General features: G+C 57.8%; 26 protein-coding genes and 2 tRNA genes. 8 read left to right on the top strand and 20 right to left on the bottom strand.

Annotated features, from left to right (window positions below):
• The 3 genes from ACR0AD_RS16005 to ACR0AD_RS16015 all read left to right on the top strand — a co-directional run.
• Window positions 1–246: hypothetical protein (locus ACR0AD_RS16005; protein WP_480488523.1), on the top strand; the 246-nt coding region annotated here is incomplete at its 5' end.
• Window positions 247–431: 185 nt separating this feature from the next.
• Complete coding sequence (locus tag ACR0AD_RS16010; protein ID WP_480488353.1) at window positions 432–1,304, top strand: hypothetical protein; 873 nt, start codon at window positions 432–434, stop codon at window positions 1,302–1,304.
• Window positions 1,267–2,505: a hypothetical protein gene (locus ACR0AD_RS16015; RefSeq protein ID WP_480488355.1), complete on the top strand. Its 1,239-nt coding sequence runs from the start codon at window positions 1,267–1,269 to the stop codon at window positions 2,503–2,505. The genes ACR0AD_RS16010 and ACR0AD_RS16015 overlap by 38 nt, the downstream gene beginning before the upstream one ends.
• A 52-nt stretch (window positions 2,506–2,557) precedes the next feature.
• On the opposite strand, the gene ACR0AD_RS16020 is transcribed toward ACR0AD_RS16015, so the two are convergent.
• From ACR0AD_RS16020 to ACR0AD_RS16030, 3 genes are all read right to left on the bottom strand, one after another.
• Entirely contained in the window at window positions 2,558–3,082 is a 525-nt protein-coding gene (locus ACR0AD_RS16020) for a hypothetical protein (protein WP_480488357.1), read from the bottom strand.
• A gap of 30 nt (window positions 3,083–3,112) precedes the next feature.
• A complete protein-coding gene (locus ACR0AD_RS16025) occupies window positions 3,113–3,754 on the bottom strand; it encodes a hypothetical protein (protein WP_480488359.1) in 642 nt (213 codons plus the stop codon).
• Between the two features lie 156 nt (window positions 3,755–3,910).
• Window positions 3,911–3,986, bottom strand: a tRNA-Thr gene (locus ACR0AD_RS16030).
• A 181-nt stretch (window positions 3,987–4,167) separates the two neighbouring features.
• Between ACR0AD_RS16030 and ACR0AD_RS16035 the strand changes: the two genes are divergently transcribed.
• The gene (locus ACR0AD_RS16035; protein WP_480488361.1) at window positions 4,168–5,037 is read left to right on the top strand and encodes a hypothetical protein; all 870 of its coding nucleotides are present in this window, start codon (window positions 4,168–4,170) and stop codon (window positions 5,035–5,037) included.
• A 22-nt stretch (window positions 5,038–5,059) separates the two neighbouring features.
• On the opposite strand, the gene ACR0AD_RS16040 is transcribed toward ACR0AD_RS16035, so the two are convergent.
• A complete protein-coding gene (locus ACR0AD_RS16040) occupies window positions 5,060–5,956 on the bottom strand; it encodes a LysR substrate-binding domain-containing protein (RefSeq protein ID WP_480488363.1) in 897 nt (298 codons plus the stop codon).
• A gap of 101 nt (window positions 5,957–6,057) precedes the next feature.
• Here ACR0AD_RS16040 and ACR0AD_RS16045 point away from each other — a divergent pair, with 101 nt between their 5' ends.
• From ACR0AD_RS16045 to ACR0AD_RS16060, 4 genes are read left to right on the top strand one after another with little or no spacing between them, the layout of a single operon-like run.
• Entirely contained in the window at window positions 6,058–7,230 is a 1,173-nt protein-coding gene (locus ACR0AD_RS16045; protein ID WP_480488365.1) for a pyridoxal phosphate-dependent aminotransferase, read from the top strand.
• Complete coding sequence (locus ACR0AD_RS16050; protein WP_209508024.1) at window positions 7,227–8,429, top strand: acyl-CoA dehydrogenase; 1,203 nt, start codon at window positions 7,227–7,229, stop codon at window positions 8,427–8,429. Before ACR0AD_RS16045 ends, ACR0AD_RS16050 begins: the two co-directional genes overlap by 4 nt.
• An 11-nt stretch (window positions 8,430–8,440) precedes the next feature.
• Window positions 8,441–10,630: a dehydrogenase E1 component subunit alpha/beta gene (locus ACR0AD_RS16055; RefSeq protein ID WP_480488368.1), complete on the top strand. Its 2,190-nt coding sequence runs from the start codon at window positions 8,441–8,443 to the stop codon at window positions 10,628–10,630.
• Between the two features lie 5 nt (window positions 10,631–10,635).
• On the top strand, window positions 10,636–11,664 hold the full coding sequence (locus ACR0AD_RS16060) for an ACP S-malonyltransferase (RefSeq protein WP_480488519.1): 1,029 nt from the start codon (window positions 10,636–10,638) through the stop codon (window positions 11,662–11,664).
• Window positions 11,665–11,975: 311 nt separating this feature from the next.
• On the opposite strand, the gene ACR0AD_RS16065 is transcribed toward ACR0AD_RS16060, so the two are convergent.
• The 16 genes from ACR0AD_RS16065 to ACR0AD_RS16140 all read right to left on the bottom strand — a co-directional run bounded on the left by ACR0AD_RS16065 (window position 11,976) and on the right by ACR0AD_RS16140 (window position 21,703).
• Window positions 11,976–12,050, bottom strand: a tRNA-Phe gene (locus ACR0AD_RS16065).
• Between the two features lie 79 nt (window positions 12,051–12,129).
• Window positions 12,130–12,312, bottom strand: coding sequence for a DNA gyrase inhibitor YacG (locus ACR0AD_RS16070; RefSeq protein WP_480488370.1), 183 nt, complete (start codon window positions 12,310–12,312; stop codon window positions 12,130–12,132).
• The gene (locus ACR0AD_RS16075) at window positions 12,309–13,331 is read right to left on the bottom strand and encodes a ribonuclease E/G (RefSeq protein WP_480488372.1); all 1,023 of its coding nucleotides are present in this window, start codon (window positions 13,329–13,331) and stop codon (window positions 12,309–12,311) included. The genes ACR0AD_RS16070 and ACR0AD_RS16075 overlap by 4 nt, the downstream gene beginning before the upstream one ends.
• Window positions 13,328–13,906, bottom strand: a complete 579-nt coding sequence (locus tag ACR0AD_RS16080; protein WP_480488374.1) for a Maf family protein — start codon at window positions 13,904–13,906, stop codon at window positions 13,328–13,330. The genes ACR0AD_RS16075 and ACR0AD_RS16080 overlap by 4 nt, the downstream gene beginning before the upstream one ends.
• 11 nt (window positions 13,907–13,917) lie before the next feature.
• Window positions 13,918–14,136: a translation initiation factor IF-1 gene (infA, locus tag ACR0AD_RS16085; protein ID WP_005978431.1), complete on the bottom strand. Its 219-nt coding sequence runs from the start codon at window positions 14,134–14,136 to the stop codon at window positions 13,918–13,920.
• A 91-nt stretch (window positions 14,137–14,227) separates the two neighbouring features.
• A complete protein-coding gene (locus tag ACR0AD_RS16090) occupies window positions 14,228–15,103 on the bottom strand; it encodes a carbon-nitrogen hydrolase family protein (RefSeq protein WP_480488376.1) in 876 nt (291 codons plus the stop codon).
• A gap of 174 nt (window positions 15,104–15,277) precedes the next feature.
• Window positions 15,278–15,736 carry a hypothetical protein gene (locus ACR0AD_RS16095; protein WP_480488378.1) on the bottom strand — a complete coding sequence of 153 codons (459 nt, stop codon included), beginning with the start codon at window positions 15,734–15,736 and terminating at the stop codon, window positions 15,278–15,280.
• A 157-nt stretch (window positions 15,737–15,893) separates the two neighbouring features.
• A complete protein-coding gene (locus tag ACR0AD_RS16100) occupies window positions 15,894–16,487 on the bottom strand; it encodes a GNAT family N-acetyltransferase (protein WP_480488379.1) in 594 nt (197 codons plus the stop codon).
• Window positions 16,480–16,878: a ketosteroid isomerase-related protein gene (locus tag ACR0AD_RS16105; RefSeq protein ID WP_480488382.1), complete on the bottom strand. Its 399-nt coding sequence runs from the start codon at window positions 16,876–16,878 to the stop codon at window positions 16,480–16,482. Before ACR0AD_RS16105 ends, ACR0AD_RS16100 begins: the two co-directional genes overlap by 8 nt.
• Window positions 16,875–17,333, bottom strand: a complete 459-nt coding sequence (locus ACR0AD_RS16110) for an arsenate-mycothiol transferase ArsC (protein WP_209505795.1) — start codon at window positions 17,331–17,333, stop codon at window positions 16,875–16,877. Before ACR0AD_RS16110 ends, ACR0AD_RS16105 begins: the two co-directional genes overlap by 4 nt.
• A 3-nt stretch (window positions 17,334–17,336) precedes the next feature.
• Entirely contained in the window at window positions 17,337–17,816 is a 480-nt protein-coding gene (locus tag ACR0AD_RS16115) for a UPF0262 family protein (protein ID WP_171722821.1), read from the bottom strand.
• A gap of 98 nt (window positions 17,817–17,914) precedes the next feature.
• Window positions 17,915–19,216: a histidinol dehydrogenase gene (gene hisD / locus ACR0AD_RS16120; RefSeq protein ID WP_480488384.1), complete on the bottom strand. Its 1,302-nt coding sequence runs from the start codon at window positions 19,214–19,216 to the stop codon at window positions 17,915–17,917.
• Window positions 19,217–19,277: 61 nt separating this feature from the next.
• The gene (locus tag ACR0AD_RS16125; RefSeq protein WP_480488386.1) at window positions 19,278–19,799 is read right to left on the bottom strand and encodes a GNAT family N-acetyltransferase; all 522 of its coding nucleotides are present in this window, start codon (window positions 19,797–19,799) and stop codon (window positions 19,278–19,280) included.
• The gene (locus ACR0AD_RS16130; RefSeq protein ID WP_480488389.1) at window positions 19,800–20,276 is read right to left on the bottom strand and encodes a DUF2948 family protein; all 477 of its coding nucleotides are present in this window, start codon (window positions 20,274–20,276) and stop codon (window positions 19,800–19,802) included.
• Window positions 20,273–21,541, bottom strand: coding sequence for a UDP-N-acetylglucosamine 1-carboxyvinyltransferase (gene murA, locus ACR0AD_RS16135; RefSeq protein ID WP_480488390.1), 1,269 nt, complete (start codon window positions 21,539–21,541; stop codon window positions 20,273–20,275). Before murA ends, ACR0AD_RS16130 begins: the two co-directional genes overlap by 4 nt.
• A 6-nt stretch (window positions 21,542–21,547) precedes the next feature.
• Entirely contained in the window at window positions 21,548–21,703 is a 156-nt protein-coding gene (locus ACR0AD_RS16140) for a hypothetical protein (RefSeq protein ID WP_480488392.1), read from the bottom strand.
• Window positions 21,704–21,781 lie beyond the last annotated feature (78 nt).

Genomic DNA, 21,781 nt, shown 5'->3' on the forward strand with positions numbered 1-21,781 from the left:
ACAACGGCAGCAGTTACATCTCTGGCGAGTTGGCGAAATGGCTGGATGAGCAGGGTATGGATCATGTTCGGGGAGCGCCCAACCATCCGCATTCCGGAAGATCAAATAGCACTGGAATGGCATATTGAGGCATCGGAGCAAGAACGCTCCGGTGACCCGGCTCTGATCCTCGCTAAGGCGACCGTTGTTCTGTTGTGGCCAGCCTTCATGTTGTTTGGGTTCTTGGCAGCGAAACTGCAGGAGTGAGTTGCAACTGTTGCAACATTTCCGTCCCGGTGATGACGAAGAATTGGTAAATAAGAAATTGATGACACTTCGACTTTTTTCTTGTCAAATATCTCTGTTTTTCTTTGGCTTAGACCGCCCCGTTAAACGGATGTTCTGCGCTGGGTAGCGTGGTACGCCACAAATTAGATTTCGAGGTAGATTGAGTGACCGACAACGACGACCGATTGGGCGAAAACACAGACAACACGCATCGCAGCTTGCAACAGTTGGTGAGCGTCAACGCTTGGTTTGCGCAAGACGAAGACGATCCTACTCGATTTACGCTACATGCAAATGTCACATTCAATGAAGAGCGGCTTGGGGGTGATGCGTCCACTAAGGTCGTATTTAAACTCGCCGTGAAGCGTTGCGACATTATTTTCGTGTTGCCAAAGTCTGCACCGTTCCGGGTTGATCCTTCCACAGTCCGCACACCAAAACCGCTCAATCCAAAGTCAGTCATTTACAAAGGCAGTTCCAAGACTGGCGCGTCTGCCCGAGGCAAACTTGGCCTTAGCCTTTTGGGACCCAAGGCCAGCACCGAAATTGATGGTTCGCACGAAATTCAGAATGAGCAAGTCACGAGTTCTGAGCAGTCTATCAGCCACTATAACGAACTTTGGAAAATGATTAGGGGCAACCATGCTTGGTCTGTAGATGGGCGCGAACTTGACAACAAGCGGCTGGCCGGTCCGGTCTTCGATGCCCACAATGATCCTCGCCTCACTATCGTTGACGGCAGAACGCAAGAAGCGAGAGAAAAGGACAATGCAAACAACCTAAATCCTGTTGCGGGAGTGCAAGTTCGCTGTTTGCGCGAAGACATCGATATCTATGACATCGAATACAAAGACAACGAGAGACAAAAGCGATTTGAGTTTAGTTCCCACAAACAAGCCAAACTAACCACAGCCGTTGAAGTTCTAAAGGAAGCGATTTTGAAAGAAGGTTTAGTGGTCGGCAATATCGCAAGTGACCCATATGCGGAGATGACTATCTGTGACGTCGCAATCTCTATCACTGACAATCGCACTTGAAGCCGTGGAGCGCGTTTTAGACGCGAATACCGGTAACCTAAAAGAACTTGCGAAAATTGCAGGTATTGAACCCGAGATTTTGTATCGGCGAGCAGATTTGACTGGCGTGGACCTTAGAGGACAAGACATTGAATTTCTGCTCCCGTTGGAGGTCGACTATCTCGGAGCCATAATGACTGACGAGCAAATGCGGACTTTCAGGAACGCTGAACGTCGAGCAAAATCCATGCTTGTTAGCCCTGAAGTGGTAGATCATCGCGTTGCTTTGATCACCGATTTCATTGATGAGGTTACGTCAAATGGCCCGTACTATGCGCGTCGATATGACGAACCTGCCAAACTGACCCAGGAGTATTTGTTCAAGGCCCTCTTGGAGCCGGTGCTGGAGTTCAATCGTCTTAAACAACCTATCCCTGCTGCGTTTACATCCCGCCTGTTGACAGAATTCTCGGTATGGCAAGATGATCTTACATATCGATTTTTCGAAGAATTTTTTGGTTTACTGGGAGCCTTGGATTGTCCGATAGATGAAGCCTGCGTGGAGCGGCTGGAGTTAGATTGGGAACCAAAATTGAAGGATGATTTAGGGAACCTGATAGCTAAATTCGGCACCTCTTTCGCCTTAGACAACTACTGGCTCAACAAAGTCAACTTTGAGAAAACATACGCGGCTGCAATGCAGTTAGGACAATATCGTGATGTGGATGTCGCTGCGATAGAAGCAGTGTTTGCGAGATTGGTTGCTTCAAACAGCGTTTCTGTTGGCGAGGCGTTAGTCTTTTTCAAGAACGTACCATTTAGCTGTGATGCCGACCAATCTGAGAGGTTGGCGATTTTTATCACACGAATGGATTGGCATCCGGGACACACAGCGGAGATACTAGGTAGGGAGGTCCCTCCAAAAATGAAAACTGCCATCTTTCGCCAGTTGCTTGCGCAGGGGCGAGAAGAGCGGGTTGTTGAAGTAGTCAAATGGTTGGAAAACAACCGGGGCGCAGCAGGAGCCCTCACTCTTGAAAACACCTTCGGGCAGCTAAAGGACTTTGATCTGGCCGCAAAACTAGCATTCGAGATTTCGCCAAGATTGGCGGACAACCAAATCAACGTCGTTTACAATACCTTGCACGGACTAACGAAGAACACCCGCGACCTAGACCGTTTGGCCTCGTTCCATCGGCGGTTTGGGAAAGGGAAATCCTGAACGTTATCTCGGAAAATTTGCGCCCGGTGATCACTGGACTGGACTCCGTTATCTAGCCCGGCCAAGAGGAATGCCAGATCGGCTCCACTCTCTCCGTGCGGTAACGCTTCCTGAATTCTGTTAGGACCATATTAAGAGTTGCAGTAAAGGTGCTTATGTCGAAACTTAGCGATCTTTTTCGTTCATGCAGATAGCGCCATTCAACAAAGGCATCGGCATGATGATCCAACACATCTCGAATGCCATATTCCATATCGTGAACATCAGGATGAAACGGTGCTACTGATCTTCTGAATTCCGCGTCAAGCCTGTCTTTGCTCTCTTCTTTCAAGGCCTCAAAGAGGTTTAGAAGGTTGTGTTCTCGTTTTGCGTTCGGATCGTCATAATCGAAGACGTACCAAGCCTTCAGGGCAAACTCCATTGAAAGAGCCAAAAGCATTGGCTCAATCCCGATATGCACTCGTGTTTCTTCATCGTTACGTGAGAGCAATTCATCCTTCTGGAAACCCTCCACCTGTCGAAGAATAGAATGGGCATAGTCGCCAATCTTTATTGCAGTCGAAAGTCGGTGGCTCATTCTATTCCCGTTCCTTGCACCAAAAAGCGGTCATCCTTTACCCTGTAGGCGGAGGACCGGCAGACATATTTCTTCGATGGCATTCACTTGCTCTTCAATACAGGTGTTCATCTTGTTCGGTCTGTCGGAACCGCTGCTGCTAGAAAGGTCCTCTCGCAACGAACGCTGAAACTCCGGATCGTTTCCCTCCCAAGTATTTGCGTCAATGGCGACATTGATAAGATGGAATTGGCGGTTGAGCGTTTCTAAAGCCATTTCAACTTTTTCCCCGAACAAGGCACGTGCCATTGGAAGGCACTCGTCAATCGCCTTTCTCTCGTTTGAAACACTGTTCAACCTGTCGTATCGGGCTTGCGCTGAAATCAGGCGGTCCTTTCTTCCACTTTCGACTGTCCCCCAATAATCCTGTTTCTCCAAGTATTCCTGCGCTGCGTTCAACTCATGCGCCCAAATCATTGGGTTTCTGACCAAACCCAGAGCACGCCGCGCCTTGTACGTCGCCGTCAGAACACGCTCCGCCTGATCCATCCGCCTTTCTGAGAGTTTCTGTTTTCGCCAATTCTCGAATGAATTGGAGGCTAGCCAAGCAGCAAATCCTACCGTAAAGGTCCCCGCCAACGCTCCAATCCCTTGTAGAACGGAACCTATATCTCCCGGACCAAAATCTGACATCAGTAAACTTCCGACTTCTGACTGAAATAATCTGCGTGTCGTTTTGGCCCAAGCAAAAAGCAGCGTAAAGGAGGGATATTGGGTGGACCGTAGGGTGGTCTAAGATATCGATAATTCAATTAAGCTGCTGTATTTTAATGATTTTATGTGAAATAGTGGTGCCCCCACACGGACTCGAACCGCGGACCTACTGATTACAAATCAGTTGCTCTACCAGCTGAGCTATAGGGGCACTGGCAGTCGATTACTTCGTCCGACAGAGGACTGCAACCCTCATTTTTAACTCAAACTTGGGGATTGCCCGATTTCCTGAGAAAGTGCAGAAACCGCACGGTTGGTTCGTTGCAGATTTTCACGCGACGCAAAGACATAGAATGGGATGGACACAGCCCCTGAGGGTAAAAGGACAAAAGATGCAGGTAGTAATCCATGCCGGGGTCGTTTTCGCCGATGAAGGGCAAGTGCTGTCCTCGCTTTCGGCAAACAAGCAGGCCTTAGCGGATTGCCGTGCTGCGGTCTTGGGACCGCGCGGCGGACGTCAGTTTGTCAAGGTTCTGTCTGATGCCCTTGCTCAGGATTTGTCTGATGCAGAAACACAGGACGGGCTACACGCCCTTCTTCCGGATGATCCAAATGTTGATCGTGTCATCCTCTCGAACGACAAGTTCTTTGGCCCAACACGCTCTGCCCTGCAACATGGACAGATTTACCCTTTTGCCGGGCAGCGGACAGCCTATGTGCAGACCTTGCTGGACGATGCTCAGGTCGAAATATTTGTCGGTCTGGTGAACCCCGGTTTTTTCATACCCAAGGTCCTTATGTCGATCCATGAAGATCACCGGCAGGAGATTCTGACCAGCACCGATCTGAGTTGCCTGAGCTGGTTGAGTATGATCGAAGATCTGCGCGATCTTGCACCTCAGGTGCAGCTCACTTTGTGGAAGAACGAACATTTGCCACTGATTCTGGGGGATATCACGCGCGCAATGGCGGGCCTGCCCGGTGACGCTCCTCTAGTGGATGAATATGCGTTGCTGTCGTCGCTTCTGACTGAAACCGGTCAACAGCATGTTCTGGACATCGTGCGGGGCGGCGTCGGCCTCGACAAGGACGCTCAACGCGAAGACCTTGCGCTGGTTTTGGAAGACTATGCCCGGCCCGATGAGGTCGAAGAAGAACTTGATCTGCCCGGCTGGAACGCAGACATCGTTGACGCATTTACAGAGCTTTACGAGCAGGATCTGGCAATCATCCAGACCATGCAGGGCATCCGGATGCTGTAACCCTTCTGTCGCGCCCGCACCCTTACAAATGCCTTTTCGTTTGCCGGATGATCCAGTCCGCAAATGCTTGTACGGCTTCGTTCCTCTGCCCGGTCGGCGTTGCAATGAAATATGCGCTGCCCGAGGCATTCACCAATTGCCCGGTCTGGACCAGCGCGCCCGACGCCAACTCGGCCTCGATCAGGTAGGACGGCAAAATCGCAGCCCCAAGCCCTGCAACTGCGCCTTCGATCAGCATCGAGAACTGATCAAAGCGCATCCCTGGAAAAACCGCTCTGGCGTCAAGCCCAAGGCTGGCATGATACTCGGACCATAGCCCGGGCCGTGAGGTCAGATGCAACAGCGGCAGATCGAACACATGCTGTTCCTCGAAAGGCCGTTGGTCGCCCAACAACACGGGCGCGGCTGCCACGACAAGTTTTTCCGGGAACAGCTTGCGTAGCCGCGCACCGGGCCAGTCTTCGTGGCCAAAGTGAATGGCAAGGTCCACGCGCCGCTCTTCCAGGCTGAACGGTGTTGTGTAGGAATGCAAATCCAGTTCGATCCCCGGATGCAGGTGCTTGAAATCCGGCAGTCTTGGAACCAGCCACCGTGTAGCAAAGGTGGGCAGGACCGCCAAGGTCAGCAACGACGCACCGTCACCGGCCGCGATCGCACGATTGATCGTACCGTTCAGCCGCTCTAGGTCGCCTGCAAGTTCTTCAAACAAAGCGCGACCCGCTTTCGACAAGCGAACGGCACGCCCGACCCGGCGAAACAGCGTCACCCCCAGCGCAGCCTCAAGTTCACGCACCTGGCGGCTAACCGCGCCCTGCGTCACACCAAGCTCCTCTGCTGCCATGGTATAGCTTTCGTGGCGCGCGGCAGCCTCGAAGCTGCGCATGAGGGCAAAAGACGGGAGGGAGCTGATTCTGGGCATATCACTTATGAGTTTTAGTCACAGAAACGATACAAAACAGCGTATTTTTATCAAGTTACTTTGCAGATAGAACCTCAGTCACCTCCAGAGGAAGATTGACAGTGTTTCACCGCGCAAACCGACTAAACGGTATCGAATTGTCCGAAATCGTGCAGATATCCGAGGCCGCCGCACGCTTGCGTTCGGAAGGGCGCGATGTTCTGGCGCTGTCGACCGGTGAACCTGACCTGCCGACCCCGCCCCATGTGGTCGAAGCTGCCCACGCGGCAGCGCTGGACGGCAAGACGAAATACCCGCCGACGGCCGGGGTGCCCGACCTGCGCGCCGAAGCTGCCCGGCAGGCCAAAGCCGAAGTGGCTCAGGTCATTGTGTCCACCGGTGCCAAGCAGGTGATTGCCAATGCGATGCTGGCCAGCCTGAACCCCGGCGACGAGGTCATCATGCCCGCGCCCTACTGGACCAGCTATTCTGACATTGTGCGGATGGCGGGTGGGACGCCCGTCATTCTGCCATGCCCGATGGATCAGGGATTCAAGCTTCTGCCGGAACAGTTAGAGGCCGCAATCACACCGCGCACGCGCTGGCTGATGCTCAACACGCCGTCGAACCCGTCGGGGGCAATCTATACGCAGAATGAAATTGCCGCCCTCGCATCTGTTCTGTCTCGGCATCCACAGGTCTGGGTTCTTGCGGATGAGATTTATCGCCATCTCAGCTTCACTCCGTTTGTTTCAGTGGCCGAGGCGGCCCCTGACCTTGCCGACCGTCTGCTGATCGTCGACGGTGTCGCCAAAGCATGGTCCATGACCGGTTGGCGCATCGGCTGGGGGATCGGGCCGGTCGAGTTGATCAAGGCGATGGTGGCCGTTCAGGGGCAGGTTACATCGGGCGCCTGTTCGATTGCACAATGGGCCTCGCTTGCGGCGCTGACCGGCAGCCCGGACCTGTTGGAAGAACGCCGGGTCATTTTTTCCGAACGCCGTGATCTGGTGGTTGCAGGGTTGAACACGGTTCCGGGGTTGCGCTGCGCGGCTCCCGACGGGGCGTTTTACGCCTTTCCTTCCTGCGCCGGACTGCTTGAGGATCAGGGAGGACCGTTCAAAAATGACGCTGACTTCTGCACCTGGTTGTTGGAAGATGCCGGTGTCGCTCTGGTTCCCGGTCGCGCCTTCGGGTTGCCCGGACATTTTCGCCTGAGCTTTGCTTATGCCCAAGATACAATTGCAGCGGGGCTTGCACGTCTCAAAGCCGCTGTAGAAAGGAAACTCTCATGAAACCACAATCCCGCCCCCAGCTTGGCCCTTTCACTTGGGATGACCCTTTTCTGCTGGAAGACCAGTTGGCCGAAGACGAACGCATGGTGCGCGATGCGGCCAACGCCTACGCGCAGGACAAACTGCTGCCCCGTGTAACTCAGGCTTTCGCCAATGAAGAAACAGACCCCGAAATCTTTCGCGAGATGGGTCAAATGGGCCTTCTGGGCACGACTATCCCCGAAGAATTCGGCGGCATCGGTGCCAGCTATGTCACTTACGGTCTGGTCGCACGCGAAGTGGAACGGGTCGACAGCGGTTACCGCTCGATGATGTCGGTGCAGTCCAGCCTCGTCATGTATCCGATCTATGCCTACGGAACGGATGAACAGCGCCGGAAATACCTTCCGAAACTGGCCAGCGGGGAGTCTATTGGCTGCTTTGGCCTGACCGAGCCCGATGCAGGTTCGGACCCCGGCGGCATGAAAACCGTCGCGAAAAAGACTGATGGGGGCTATGTCCTCAACGGGTCAAAGATGTGGATTTCGAACGCGCCCATTGCTGACGTGTTTGTTGTCTGGGCCAAATCAGACGCGCATGACGGCAAGATCAAGGGTTTCGTTCTTGAAAAAGGTACACCCGGTCTTTCAGCTCCGAAGATCGAAGGCAAACTGTCGCTGCGCGCCTCGATCACGGGTGAGATCGTGATGAACAATGTCGAGGTCGGGGAAGATGCTCTGTTGCCGGGTGTCGAAGGTCTGAAAGGGCCGTTTGGCTGCCTGAACCGCGCACGATACGGTATCGCCTGGGGATCGATGGGTGCAGCCGAGGCCTGCTGGCACGCCGCGCGGCAATACGGTCTGGACCGAAAACAGTTCGGTCGCCCTTTGGCGCAAACGCAGCTGTTCCAGCTGAAGCTTGCGAACATGCAGACCGAAATCGCCTTGGGCCTTCAGGCCGCTCTGCGCGTGGGTCGTCTGATGGACGAAGCCCGCGCAGCACCCGAGATGATCAGTCTGATCAAGCGCAACAATTGCGGCAAGGCACTTGAGGTCGCCCGCCACGCACGTGACATGCACGGCGGTAATGGCATCAGCCAGGATTTCCACGTGATCCGCCACATGGTGAATCTGGAAACCGTGAACACCTATGAAGGCACGCATGATGTTCATGCCTTGATCTTGGGTCGCGCACAAACGGGCCTGCAAGCCTTCGCCTGAGGACGACAAAAATGGATCGCGCAACCATTGTGCATGACAACTTCCTGCGCCGGGTTGCGGCACGGGATTTCCCCGCTGGCGCGACGCCGTCTGGCCCACTGACAGCGTCCGAAGCAGTCGGGCTATATCGCGCGCAATGTCTCAGCCGTGCATTGGACCGCCAAAGCCGGGCAATGCAGAAAGCGGGCCAGGGATTCTATACCATCGGCTCCTCTGGTCACGAAGGGATGGCCGCCGTGGCGGCAGCCTTGCGCCCGACGGACCCTGCTTTTCTACATTACCGCGACGCCGCTTTTCAGATCGCCCGGTCCGATCAGGTGCCGGGGCAGAGCCCGACATGGGATATTCTGTTGTCCTTCGCTTCATCCTCTGATGATCCGATCAGCGGTGGGCGGCACAAGGTGTTGGGGTCAAAGGCGCTTTGCATCCCGCCGCAGACCTCGACCATTGCCAGCCACCTGCCCAAAGCTGTCGGCGCGGCTTATGCAATCGGGGCAGCCCGCCGTCACAAACCCGAACATGCAGAAATGCCGGACGACGCCATCGTCTACTGTTCCTTTGGTGATGCCTCGGCCAACCATTCCACCGCGCAAGGCGCATTCAACACCGCGCAGTGGACGTCTTACCAGTCGGTTCCCCTGCCACTGCTGTTCTGCTGTGAGGACAACGGGATCGGAATTTCGACCAAGACACCACAAGGCTGGATTGCCGCAACATTCTCTCATCGACCGGGACTGAAGTACTTCACGTGTGACGGGCTCGATATTTTCGAAACCTACCGTGTCGCACAAGAAGCCGCCGCCTATGTCCGCAGCCGTAAGAAACCCGCATTTCTGCACATCCGCACGGTGCGCCTGTATGGCCACGCCGGGGCGGACATGCCCACCACCTACATGCCAAAATCCGAGGTCGAAGCCGAAGAGGCGAACGACCCCCTGCTGCACTCCGTCCGCCTGCTGGAACAATCGGGTGCGATGCAACCGGATGACGGCCTGAAGGTATACACCGACACCTGCGACCGCGTCGCCCGCGTCGCCGACAAGGCGATTACCCGCCCTCGCCTGAAAACCGCGGGTGACGTGATGGCCAGCCTGATCCCGCCCGCACGCCCCTGCGCCCCGACCAATGGCCCGACACCCGAACATCGGGCTGAAGTATTCGGCGGCGACCTCAAAGCACATGCTGAACCCCAGATCATGTCGCGCCTGATCAACTGGGCCCTGAGCGACCTGATGCTTGAACACGGTGAGATCGTGATGATGGGCGAAGATGTCGGGCGCAAAGGCGGTGTCTATGGCGTGACGCAAAAGCTTCAGGCCCGTTTCGGACCCGACCGGATGATCGACACGCTGCTGGACGAACAGTCGATTCTGGGCCTTGCGATCGGGATGGCCCAAAACGGGTTTACACCCATGCCGGAAATCCAGTTCCTGGCCTATCTTCACAACGCCGAAGACCAGTTGCGCGGAGAAGCGGCCACCCTGCCCTTCTTCTCGAACGGTCAGTACACCAACCCGATGGTCGTGCGCATCGCCGGGTTGGGGTATCAAAAGGGTTTTGGAGGACATTTCCACAATGACAACTCGGTCGCTGTATTGCGCGACATTCCGGGGCTGATCCTGGCCTGCCCATCGAACGGTGCCGACGCCGCGCGGATGCTGCGTGAATGCGTTCGCCTTGCGCGTGAAGAACAGCGGCTGGTCGTGTTTCTGGAACCCATCGCGCTCTACCCGATGCGGGACTTGCACGAAGCCGGAGACTCCGGCTGGATGCACACCTACCCCGACCCATCTGAAAGGATCGGTTTCGGCGAGGTTGGCGTGGATGGCGACGGCGACGATCTGGCGATCGTAACCTTTGGCAATGGCGTCTACCTCAGCCATCAGGCGCGCAAACCGCTGGAGGCCGACGGGATAAAAACCCGGATCATTGATACGCGCTGGTTGTCGCCGCTGCCCAAAGACGCGCTGACCCGGGCCGTAAGCGGTGCCAAGCGGATATTGATCGTCGATGAAACCCGGCATCACGGCGGCGTGGCCGAGGCCCTGATGGCCCATTTCCACGAAACCACTGATGTGCCGATGGCCCGTATTACCGCCGAAGACAGCTTTATCGCCACCGGCCCGGCCTATGCCGCGACCATGCCATCGAAAGACAGCATCGAGGCCGCAGCAAGATCCCTGATGGAGACGGGCAAATGAGGTCTGTGAAACAAACCGCTGTTGTCATCTGTCCGGGACGCGGCACCTATAACAAACCCGAATTGGGGGTTCTCGGCCGGCATTTTACCGACAAGGCCCTGCTGGCACATTTCGACGACATGCGCCGCGCGCAGGGTCAGGAAACCCTAAGCGAACTGGACGGCGCGCCCCGGTATTCCGTGGCAAAGCACACGCGCGGAGACAATGCCTCGGCCCTGATCTATTCCGCGACGCTGGGCGATTTTCGTGCCATTGATCCGGAAAAGGTCGACGTGGTGGCTGTGACCGGAAACTCGATGGGTTGGTATTCGGCCCTGGCCTGCGGGGGTGCCTTGACCGCCGAGGCTGGGTTCGAGGTGGTCAACACCATGGGAACACTCATGCAGCAGAGCCTGATAGGCGGCCAGTTGATCTATCCTTTCATGGATGCCGACTGGCAGCCGAACCCGGCACGCAAGGCCGAACTGCTGGCTCTGGTCGCTGAGATTGACGGCACTGGCGCGACCCTCACCCTGTCAATTGATCTGGGCGGGATGTTGGTTCTGGCCGGGGATGAAGCTGGGTTATCTGCCTTTGAAAACAAGGTGCCTGTGGTGCAGGAACGCTTTCCGATGCGGCTGGCCAATCACGCAGGGTTTCATTCACACCTGCAACGCCCAGTTGCCGAAGTCGGTCGCACCCGCCTTGCCGCAGATCTGTTCCGACAACCCAATCTGCCCATGATAGATGGCCGCGGTCAGATCTGGTGGCCCGGCGCCTGTGATCTGGACGCGCTTTGGGACTACACCTTGGGTCATCAGGTGACCGAAACCTATGATTTCACAAAGGCCGTATCACAAGCCGCGAAAGAGTTTGCACCCGATATGTTCATCGTCACTGGACCGGGAACCACACTGGGCGGAGCCGTCGCGCAGTGCCTGATCCTGAGCAATTGGGATAAGATGCAGGACAAAGCAAGCTTTCAGACCATCCAACGCGAAGAACCTTCGTTAATCTCGATGGGGATCGAGGATCAACGCACACGTGTGACCTGATCTTGCACTCCCTGGCGGTTCGCCGGGCGCAAACCGATCGATCGCGGATATTCCGCTCCACTCGGTGCACCGAGCCGTCTGTTCAGAGCCCACCCGAGCAAGCGCCTTGCTTTTCAATTCCACAATTCCGGAACGGAAAAAGATGACAGAGTGCTAGGCTTTAGACGGCAACCTGTTGTCCAATGCTATGGGTCATTTGGCACCTTCACGCAAATCTGGACTCTTTCGGTCAGGCATCTTGCAGACGAGCCAAAGGCCCAAACATCGAACGCGAAGCGTTTGATACCCATCGCTCATTTCTTTGGCTTAAATGGTGCCCGGGGGCGGAATCGAACCACCGACACGAGGATTTTCAATCCACTGCTCTACCCCTGAGCTACCCGGGCACGGGAACGACATTTGTCGTTGGGTGGAGGCGTTCTATGACTTGCTACCGGCAGTGTCCAGAGGCTTTTTTACATTTTTTCAGTGCGGTCGCATTGTATTGTGTTCGTCCGCCTCGGCCTCGGACTCAGGGTCGTCTTCGCGCTGAGACGGGACCGCGTAAGAGCCGTTCAGCCACTTGGCCAGATCAATGTCTGCGCAGCGTTTCGAACAGAACGGGCGGAACTTCTTTTGCGTTTCTTCTCCGCAGATCGGACAGCTCATTTCAGGATCTCTGCGACAGGTAACCGGCTGCGTTTGCGCTGCAACTCGAAATGCCCCAGAGGTGTCCATCCCGCCAGTATCGTCTCGTCCGGGTCCGACTTGAAGGCCGCACGCAGGGCGGATTCGAACCCTCGGCGGTCTTTCTTGGGCATCGGAGCCAGATCCAGTGTGATCTGCCCTGCCAGCCCGCGCACACGCAATGCACGTGGCAAAGCTTTGGCACAAGCGAAGTTGGCTTTTGTTCCGGCCGCCAGCGACGTATCCGCGCCTGTGTTCACGTCAACGGCCACCAATGCGCGGGTCGGTTCGATAAATAGATATCCGCCTCCGGGGAGAGGTTCGGAAATGCCACGGGCGACATCCAGCGCATCCAGCACACCATGAGTTCCAAAACTGCCGGTTTTCGTCACAACCTCGGCAGGATCGGTCCAGTCGCGCCATGCGAGGATATGCGGGCTGTCACCTTCGCTCAGCAATTCGACGTCGGAGCCCTCGTCCGTCATCACTTGTTCAGCTTGCGCAAGCATGGCCGAAATGTCGTCGGCAATGTCACCGGCATCCGCATCCATGCAGCAGGAGCGGAGGATCAACCCGTAGGGGCTGTCGCCCATTTGTTCATGCGCGATTTCAAGCAGTTGATCGCGCTTGTCTTCATCCTTGATGCTGCGCGAGATGTTCAGGCCCGGCGCGTCGGGTGTGACAATGGCAAAGCGGCTTTTAAACAGGATGCGGTTGGTTACAGGGATGGCCTTGCCGGGCTCGGCATATCCGCCCACCTGCACCAGAAGCGTGGCACCCGGCGCTAACCCTTTGACCTGTCGAAGAAAAGCCGGGCCGTCGGGTGTCGTCAGGAACATGCCGCCCTGCCCCTTGACCGGTCGATCGGCGCGGGCACGATAGATGGTGCCGGGTGCCGGCGCGTCGGCGGCAATCAGGAGATCATCAAGCTTTCCGTCGACCATCAATGCCGCGGCCTCGCGGCCTTGGATATGGTCCAGAACGATGGTGCGACCTTTCATGATGCCTCGCGATATAGTGGGTAGCCGATCCCTTGCAGCAAGGCGGCGGTCTCGGACAGGGGCAGCCCCACGATGCCAGTGAACGAGCCCGAAATCCATGGGATGAATGCGCCAGCAGGGCCCTGGATCGCGTAGGCCCCGGCTTTGCCCTGCCAATCACCGGTCGCCAGATAAGCGTTGATTTCAACGTCAGACAGGCGTTTGACCTTGACCTGCGAGACGACATCGCGTTGCAGGATGCGATCCCCGCGCCGAACGGCGACCGAAGTGATCACCCGGTGGCGGCGACCGGACAAAGCGTACAGGAACCCTGCGGCCTGACCTTCGTCCTCGGGCTTGCCCAGAATACGCCGCCCCAGTGCAACAGTCGTGTCCGCGCAAAGCGTGATGTCGTCGCTATCCGATTGAACTGCCTTTACTTTTTCACGCGTAATGCGGCTGCAATACGGAACAGGAAGCTCACCCTTCAGCGGTGTTTCGTCTATGTCAGGGGGGCGGATGGCGTCGGGCTGCACGCCAAGCTGCGCCAGCAGGTCCAGCCGCCTTGGGCTGCCCGATCCAAGGATAAACGCCATCTCGGCAGGCGTTATTTGAAGCGGTAGTTGATCCGACCCTTGGTCAGATCATAGGGGGTCATCTCGACCTGAACCTTGTCGCCGGCCAGAACACGGATGCGGTTCTTGCGCATCTTTCCTGCCGTATGTGCGATGATTTCATGGCCGTTTTCCAGCTCGACCCGAAACGTCGCATTAGGCAGGAGTTCCTTCACGACACCGGGAAATTCGAGCGTATCTTCCTTGGCCATGTTGTCTCCATCATTAGGTTGCGCCCGCAGAATCTGCGGGGATGTGCGCTTAAATGAGCCTATTTTTCCCTTATTTCAAGGGCGGATTCATCTAAAGGGTGGATAATGTGACCGTTTCGACTCGGGCGTCCTGCTCTGGCCAATGGGTCCGGTTCAGCACATGGCCATCGGCGCGGACCTCGGCGATGGCGGACAGGTCGACATCCGCATAGGTCCAGCCGGGCTGGTTCAGAGCGCCCTCGGCCAGCACTCCGGTGGCCGGAAACCCCTTGTCCGGCGGGCCGAAAACGCCGCCCATGCCGGTGTTCATGTCCACTGCCTCGGACCAGTCGTTGGCTCCGACCAGTGACGACATAACCGTAACGCATTGATTTTCCAATGCTCTTGACATTGCCCCGATGCGAACACGCCAATACCCTGACAGCGCTTCGGTGCAGGACGGTACAAGGATCATATCCGCATCGCTGAGTGCGCGGCCCAGCAGGGGAAACTCGCTGTCATAACAGATCAGAACACCGATTTTGCCCAGCGCGGTGTCGAACAGCTTGAGCGGACCACCCGGCGCGATGTCCCAGTCCTCGCGTTCAAAGCGGGTCATGATCTGCTTGTCCTGATGGTCGCGGCCACCGTCCGGTGCGTAGAACGCGGCGCGGTTCACCGGGCGGCCGGACCCATCCACAACCGGGGCCGATGCGCCCAGAATGTACGTTTTGTACGCACTTGCGAGGCGCGAGTGCAAATTTTGTACATCCTCGAACCGGTCCGAAACCGCGCGGATCGAGCGTTCGAGATCACCCGCCACCTCGGCACCATCGAGCGTCGACACCTCCATCGCGCCGTATTCGGGGAACACCAGCAGCCCGGCCCCCTGCCCGGCAGCTTCGGCAACCCATCGGTCCAGCTTGTCCTCGTACTGCGCCCAGCTGTCGAGCCAGTCGAGATCATATGCGGCGGTTGCGACTTTCATTGATGGGGTCCCCTTGAGTAACATTTTCGCTAGACACTGGTTGATACCGCCCCGGGCTGTATAGTTTGGTCGCACCACCAGATGCGCTAATGCGTCCTTTTTCCAACGAGGCACAGCGCGGCAACTGAACCGAGTTTTCTCCCTGGTCTCACTGAGCAACTAGCCTGTGTTAATTTAGCAGGAATCCACAGTGCTTTTTGAAAAACGCTCTCCTGTCGGAAGGTAAGTTGAAAATTCAAGCTCACCGCCTATTTCGAAAAACCGCCGAGTATCTTTCTTACCACAAAGATCCTTTTTGACAGAGTAAGCCAACTGTTGTTCCGCTGTTCTGCCATCCCTTGTCGGTTCAGTTTTGATGCGTTCAGGAACATTGACTGCAAGTGATACGACTTTACCGTCCGTTTTCGCTCCTCTCACAGAAACTCCTTGCCCCAGAGGCTTACCCGCAATTTTGTTGTATTCGTTGGTCACCAATGTTGCGAATGCACACCGCTCATTACCATCACAGCCTTCTATGGTTTCCCAAACCTCATCTCGACTTGGCCCCTGAGGGGTGCATGCTGCAAACGTTAATAAAACAAACAGTGCGGATGTTGCGCGATAAATCAAATCGTTGACTCCTATTTTCTTCATGCCCCAGCAATTCTGGTCCTTCAATTTGTTTCACGTTCTTCAATGCACTTAAACGCCAAATCAACAACCGGATTCCGCATTCTATGGCTGTTGGTTTTTGGGCACACTCACCAATATCGTCTTCATTCGCTGCCAACTAATAACGACAAAATTTTGGTCACAGCTCCCTGATCCAGAACTGCAACGGCTTCGGCGTTTCTCCCTCCTCCCCGATATCCTTCCACGAGAATTGGGCGATTGCGCCGGGTAAGGGCTTGTATCCGCGGGCGCGCCAGAAGGTGTCCAGCGGGCGGTAGTGGTCGGGGCGCAGGGGGTGGTCGGTGGGGCGTTGCACGCTGCAAAAGGCGCATTTGGCAAAGCCCAGATCGCGGGCGTGCCCCTCGCGCGTGTCGAAGAATTTGTGGCCGACGCCCTGCCCGCGATAGTCCGGCAGCAGGACGGATTCAGCGCAATAGAAGATCTGCGACAGGTCCAGCCCGGTGTCTGCGAAGGCCGCGGCGAAATCGTCGGCGTGGTCGGTCAGCGGCGCACCGGTCGAGGCGCCGATCAGGCGGTCGCCATCGAAGGCGCCGACCACGATGGCCTGGTCGCTGTCGCGGTAGGATTGCAGGTATTTGCGTTCGTATTCCAGATCGCCGTCATAGAGATAGGGCCAGGCGTGAAATACCCTGATCCGCAGGCGGGCGACATCATCCAGAGCGGCCCCGAGTGCCGCTCCGGTCAGGGGGCGGACGTCACTGACGTCAGCCATTCGAGACCTGTTTGGTCCAGTCTGCAAGGTTATAGAAAGTGGTGACGCGGGTGATCTTGCCGTCCCTGAGGTCAAAGAACGACCCGGCAGGCAGGCGGTAGGTCTGGCCGTGCGCGTCGGGCAGGCCCTCGTCGGTTTCCAGATAGGTGCCGTTGACGATGAACTCGGCCGCAGCGCGGGTGCCGCCCTGAGCCTCGAACACAACGATGTCGGTCAGGTTTTCGCGGTAGCAGCGGTTCATATGGGCGCAAAAGGCGGCGAACTTGTCCTTGCCGACGCGAATCTGGCCTTCGTTCACGTGATGGGCCACGTCATCGGACAGGCAGGCCAGCATGCCATCGACGTCACCGGCGTTGAAGGCATCGAAATAGGTTTTGACGGTCTGGTTCATGTCCCCTCCGTTGGTTCGCCCCAGCGGTCTTTCAGATGCTGAATGATCTGGTCGCGGGTCTGTCGGTAGTGATGTAGCTTTTGTTCGCGGGTCTCGCCCATCCCGGTAGGGTCCATTATTGGCCAATAATCGACATCGAGGTGAAAAACACGGGTCAGTTCCAGCGCCTGCCGCTGGCTGGCGGGTGAAAGCGCCACGACCAGATCGAACGAGCTGAGGTCGTCGCCCCATTCCTGCATCTCGTCGAAGGAGCGCGAGCGGTGGCGGGACAGTTCCACGCCGACCTCGTGGCAGACAGCGATGCTGAAGCCGTCGATTTCCAGATCGTTATGCACACCGGCGGACTGGACATAGGTGCCGGTGCCATAGAATTTCTTCATCAGCCCCTCGGCCATTGGGGACCGAACCGCGTTGTGGTCGCAACAGAACAAGACCGACTGCGGCAGAGGCTTCACGCGTCAGCCCCCAAAATGCAGAACGCAGATCAGCGTGAACAGGCGGCGGGCGGTGTCGGTGTCGACATCTGCCTTGCCTTCCAGCCGTTCCTGCAACACGCGGCTGCCTTCGTTGTGGATACCCCGGCGGGCCATGTCGATGGTTTCGATCTGGCTGGGCGGCAGCGATTTCACCGCGTCAAAATAGCTTTCGCAGATCTGGAAGTAATCCTTGACCACCTGCCGGAAGGGACCGAGCGACAGATGAAACTCGGCCGCTTTTTCGTTGGCCTCGGTTTCAATGTCGAAGACAAGCCGTTTGTCGCGGATCGAAAGCTGGAGGCGATAGGGGCCCTCGGGCACAACGCGGTCGTCGCGTTTGGGCAGCGAGAAGCTGTTTTCTTCCAGCAGATCATAGATGGCGACCTTGCGCTCCTGCTCGATCTCGGGCGTTGGCGGCGGCAGATTTCTATCATCCAGTTCGATATGCGAGATGCGGGTCATCTTTACAGTCACATTCCTTGCGTCAGCACAGACCTATAACAATGATATTCAACGGGCAACGCACAGAAACGCCATATGCGCCCGGTCTTTGCGTCATTTCAGCCATTCAGGCGGTTCAGGCGCGCGGTGACCGAGAGGCCATGCGCCTCGAGGCTTTCCGAGCGCGCCAGCTGTTCGGCGGCAGGGCCGATGGCACGCAGGGCTTCGGGGGTCATCTGGCTGAGCGTGGTGCGCTTGAGGAAGTCCATCACGCTGAGGCCCGACGAAAACCGTGCCGAGCGGGCGGTGGGCAACACGTGGTTGGGTCCACCGACGTAGTCGCCGATGGCTTCGGGTGTGTACTGACCCAGAAAGATGGCTCCGGCGTGGATGGTTTTTTTGCTCAACGCGCGCGGGTCGGCCACGCATAGTTCCAGATGTTCCGGGGCAATGCGGTTGGACAGGGCTGCGGCCTCGTCTAGGTTGCGCACAGTGATCACCGCGCCGTAGTCGCGCCAGCTGGCCCCGGCGATGGCACGGCGTTGCAGGGTTTCCAGCCGTTTTTCGACCGCCTGCGCGACGGACTGGCCGAATGCCGCGTCGTCAGTGATCAGGATCGACTGCGCGCTTTCGTCATGTTCGGCCTGGCTGAGCAGGTCCAGCGCAATCCAGTCAGGCTCATTGTCCTTGTCGGCGATGACCAGAATTTCCGAGGGGCCGGCAATCATGTCGATGCCGACCTTGCCAAAGACGCGCCGCTTGGCGGCGGCGACAAAGGCGTTGCCCGGTCCGGTGATCTTGTCGACCGGCGCGATGGTGTCGGTGCCATAGGCCAGCGCCGCCACGGCCTGCGCGCCACCGATGCGATAGACCTCGTCCACACCCGACAGCTGTGCCGCCAGCAGCACCAGCGGGTTCACCTGCCCGTCGGGCGTGGGCACCACGATTGCCAGCCGTTCCACACCGGCCACTTTGGCCGGGATGGCGTTCATCAGCACCGATGACGGGTACGATGCCAGCCCACCCGGCACGTAAAGCCCCGCGGCCGAGACGGCAGACCAGCGCCAGCCGAGTGTTGCGCCCGTCGCATCCGTCCATTCCTGATCCTCGGGCAATTGCCTTTCGTGATAGGCCCGGATACGGGAAGCAGCCAGTTCCAGCGCCGTGCGATCTTCGGCCCCGACCAGCGCCACCGCTTCTGCGATCTCCTGCGCGCTGAAGGCCAGCGTTTCGGGCGTCAGCGTCAGCCGGTCGAATTTGGCCGTCAGTTCGATAACCGCCGCATCGCCCCGGTTACGCACGTCGTCGATGATCTGCGCCACAACCGCATCCACATCCGGGCTGTCCTCGCGCTTGGCCGAGAGCAGGGTCCGGAAGGCGGGTTCGAAGTCGGGCGATTTGGTATCAAGGAAAACGGGCATGATCTGGCACTCCGGGCGTTGCGCATTGGGACATATCGCCCGGAGCGCGCGGCCTCAACCCTCAGCCCACGGGGTGCAGCGATTTGTGCATGGCAAAGCAGGACAGATCCCCGTGGCCGCAGCACCGGCCGGTAGCCTGCCAGCCGTGGCGCAGATAGAAATCCTGCGCGGTTTTTGTTGCCTCAAGCGAGGCTGAGGAACATCCCGCCGCGACCAGTTCCCGTTCCAGCCGATTCAAAACCGCCGCCCCCAGACCACAGCCCTTATGATCCGGGTCGATGTAAAGCAGAGTGATCTCTCCGGTTTCCAACAAACCGCCTACGGCGGCCACCTGCCCGGCCCGTTCAGCCAGCCAGATCTGCGATCCAGTTTTGATCCAGCCCCGGATCGAGGCCGGGTCCTTGTTATCGGTCCATTGCGCGATGGCCTGCGGGTCACCCTGATGATCGGCCCCGCAGAGCTGCGTGATCGAACGGATCAGAACCCGACTGATGTCGAAAACGTCGAAAACGGTGGCGCGACGCAGAGTGACACCTTCGGGCACCTTCGAAAACGCCTGAGATATGCCGCGCTTGTTCTGCATCTATTCGGGATGATACGGGGCCTGACCGGAGGGGGCCTGATAAGGGCGCGTGACGTCCTTGAGGGTGGCATCCAGCGCCTCGACCGTCAGGCGGATCGCGCCATCACCGGCCAGCGTCAGCAGGACATGGCCCGCGCCATCCTCGCCGGGTTCGAAAACGACCGACATCAGCGACATGATCATGTCGGTGTCACCGCGATCAATGCCCTGACTGGACACCGAGAGAACCGAACCGAAGACCAGCACCGACTGCACCCGTTCAAACGGGCGGTCGCGGCGGGCGGCGGCATCCTTGTCTTCCCAGCGAAAGCGGTTCAGCAGCAGGCCAAAGCGGCGCTGCGCCGGTTGCCACCTCATCTCGGTCACCGGAAACACGGCATCCTGCGCGAGGGTCGAGATCACCTGAAGGTCATCTGCATCCTCGGCCCCCAGATTTAGCGGCGCCTCGCGCCCGTCTTCAAAACTTGCGTCTGTCATTGGCCCTTGATCCGTTCAATCTTTGCACCCACGCCTTCCAGCTTGCGCACCACATGTTCATATCCGCGGTCCAGATGATAGACCCGGCTGACCGTTGTTTCCCCTTCTGCCGCAAGCCCTGCCAGAATCAGCGAGACCGAAGCCCGCAGGTCAGTCGCCATCACCGGTGCGCCTTTCAGTCGCTCGACGCCGGTCACCGTGGCGGTGCCACCATGCACCTCGATATGCGCGCCCATGCGCACCAGTTCGGGGGCGTGCATGAAACGGTTTTCGAAAATGCGTTCTTCGAGAACCGAGGTGCCCTCAGCCGTGCACATCAGGGCCATCATCTGCGCCTGCAGGTCGGTCGGGAAGCCGGGGAAAGGTTCAGTCACCACATCCACCGCGCGCACGCGCCCGTTTTTGCGGGCCACTTTCAGGCCGCCTGCGGTTTCCGAAACGCTGACACCTGCCGCATCCAGTTTGGCCGCAAAGGATTCGACCAGTGACATGCGACCGCCCAGCAGTTCGACCTCGCCACCGCAAATCGCCGGGGCCAGCATATAGGTGCCCAGCTCGATCCGGTCGGTGACAACCTGATGTGTGGCCCCGTGCAGCCGGTCGACGCCCTGAATTTCGATGGTCGGGGTACCTTCGCCGAAAATCTGGGCACCCATCTTGCGCAGGCATTCAACCAGATCGACGATCTCGGGCTCGCGCGCGGCGTTCTTGAGCACCGTGGTGCCCTTGGCCAGCGTGGCGGCCATGACGATGTTTTCGGTGGCCCCGACCGAGGCAAAGCGCATCTGATGCACGGCCCCTTTCAGACCACCCGGAGCCTTGGCGTGCAGATAGCCGTCCTTCAGCTCAATCTCGGCGCCCAGCGCCTCGAGCCCTTCGACATGCAGGTCCATCGGACGGGCGCCGATCGCACAACCGCCCGGCAGTGACACGACCGCCTGCCCGAACCGCGCCAGCAAGGGGCCCAGCACAAGATTAGACGCACGCATCTTGCGCACGATGTCATAATCGGCGGTCTGGCTGGTCAGGCTGTGGCTGGACATTGCAATCACCTGACCGTCTTGCAGCGACGACACCTCGGCCCCCAGCGATTGCAGCAGCGCAGTCATGGTCTTGATATCGCTCAGCCGCGGCGCATTGGTCAGCGTCAGCGGTTCTTCGCTTAACAATGTTGCGGGCATCAGCGTCAGGCACGCATTCTTGGCCCCCGCAATCGGTATCTGACCGTTCAGCGGGCCGTTGCCCGTTACCAGAATCGAATCCATCTGCTCTTATCCCTCGTCCTTGTCAGGCTTGTCCCCCGCGGCCGCGCGCGCCTTGGCCTGCGCCTTGCGACGCGTCATGTTGGCCTTGAGCGCCGCCTTCAGCCGCGCCTCGCGCGCATCGCCGGGTTTACCTTGTTTTTTGGGTGAATTTTTATCCGTCATGATCTTTCTCTACAGGAGGCGAAAAAAACCGTCCAGACACCCTTGCGCCGCGTTTCGTTTGAGTCTAATCACCCGCCC

The sequence above is a fragment of the Ruegeria sp. BH8 genome, from assembly GCF_056538065.1.

Excerpts from the sequence above, each read along its gene's own strand:
- ACR0AD_RS16020 (WP_480488357.1), bottom strand. The coding sequence starts at position 3,082 with ATGAGCCACCGACTTTCGACTGCAATAAAGATTGGCGACTATGCCCAT.
- ACR0AD_RS16025 (WP_480488359.1), bottom strand. The coding sequence starts at position 3,754 with ATGTCAGATTTTGGTCCGGGAGATATAGGTTCCGTTCTACAAGGGATT.
- ACR0AD_RS16035 (WP_480488361.1), top strand. The coding sequence starts at position 4,168 with ATGCAGGTAGTAATCCATGCCGGGGTCGTTTTCGCCGATGAAGGGCAA.
- ACR0AD_RS16040 (WP_480488363.1), bottom strand. The coding sequence starts at position 5,956 with ATGCCCAGAATCAGCTCCCTCCCGTCTTTTGCCCTCATGCGCAGCTTC.
- ACR0AD_RS16050 (WP_209508024.1), top strand. The coding sequence starts at position 7,227 with ATGAAACCACAATCCCGCCCCCAGCTTGGCCCTTTCACTTGGGATGAC.
- ACR0AD_RS16055 (WP_480488368.1), top strand. The coding sequence starts at position 8,441 with ATGGATCGCGCAACCATTGTGCATGACAACTTCCTGCGCCGGGTTGCG.
- ACR0AD_RS16070 (WP_480488370.1), bottom strand. The coding sequence starts at position 12,312 with ATGAGCTGTCCGATCTGCGGAGAAGAAACGCAAAAGAAGTTCCGCCCG.
- ACR0AD_RS16075 (WP_480488372.1), bottom strand. The coding sequence starts at position 13,331 with ATGAAAGGTCGCACCATCGTTCTGGACCATATCCAAGGCCGCGAGGCC.
- ACR0AD_RS16080 (WP_480488374.1), bottom strand. The coding sequence starts at position 13,906 with ATGGCGTTTATCCTTGGATCGGGCAGCCCAAGGCGGCTGGACCTGCTG.
- infA (WP_005978431.1), bottom strand. The coding sequence starts at position 14,136 with ATGGCCAAGGAAGATACGCTCGAATTTCCCGGTGTCGTGAAGGAACTC.
- ACR0AD_RS16090 (WP_480488376.1), bottom strand. The coding sequence starts at position 15,103 with ATGAAAGTCGCAACCGCCGCATATGATCTCGACTGGCTCGACAGCTGG.
- ACR0AD_RS16095 (WP_480488378.1), bottom strand. The coding sequence starts at position 15,736 with ATGAAGAAAATAGGAGTCAACGATTTGATTTATCGCGCAACATCCGCA.
- ACR0AD_RS16100 (WP_480488379.1), bottom strand. The coding sequence starts at position 16,487 with ATGGCTGACGTCAGTGACGTCCGCCCCCTGACCGGAGCGGCACTCGGG.
- ACR0AD_RS16105 (WP_480488382.1), bottom strand. The coding sequence starts at position 16,878 with ATGAACCAGACCGTCAAAACCTATTTCGATGCCTTCAACGCCGGTGAC.
- ACR0AD_RS16115 (WP_171722821.1), bottom strand. The coding sequence starts at position 17,816 with ATGACCCGCATCTCGCATATCGAACTGGATGATAGAAATCTGCCGCCG.
- hisD (WP_480488384.1), bottom strand. The coding sequence starts at position 19,216 with ATGCCCGTTTTCCTTGATACCAAATCGCCCGACTTCGAACCCGCCTTC.
- ACR0AD_RS16125 (WP_480488386.1), bottom strand. The coding sequence starts at position 19,799 with ATGCAGAACAAGCGCGGCATATCTCAGGCGTTTTCGAAGGTGCCCGAA.
- ACR0AD_RS16130 (WP_480488389.1), bottom strand. The coding sequence starts at position 20,276 with ATGACAGACGCAAGTTTTGAAGACGGGCGCGAGGCGCCGCTAAATCTG.
- murA (WP_480488390.1), bottom strand. The coding sequence starts at position 21,541 with ATGGATTCGATTCTGGTAACGGGCAACGGCCCGCTGAACGGTCAGATA.
- ACR0AD_RS16140 (WP_480488392.1), bottom strand. The coding sequence starts at position 21,703 with ATGACGGATAAAAATTCACCCAAAAAACAAGGTAAACCCGGCGATGCG.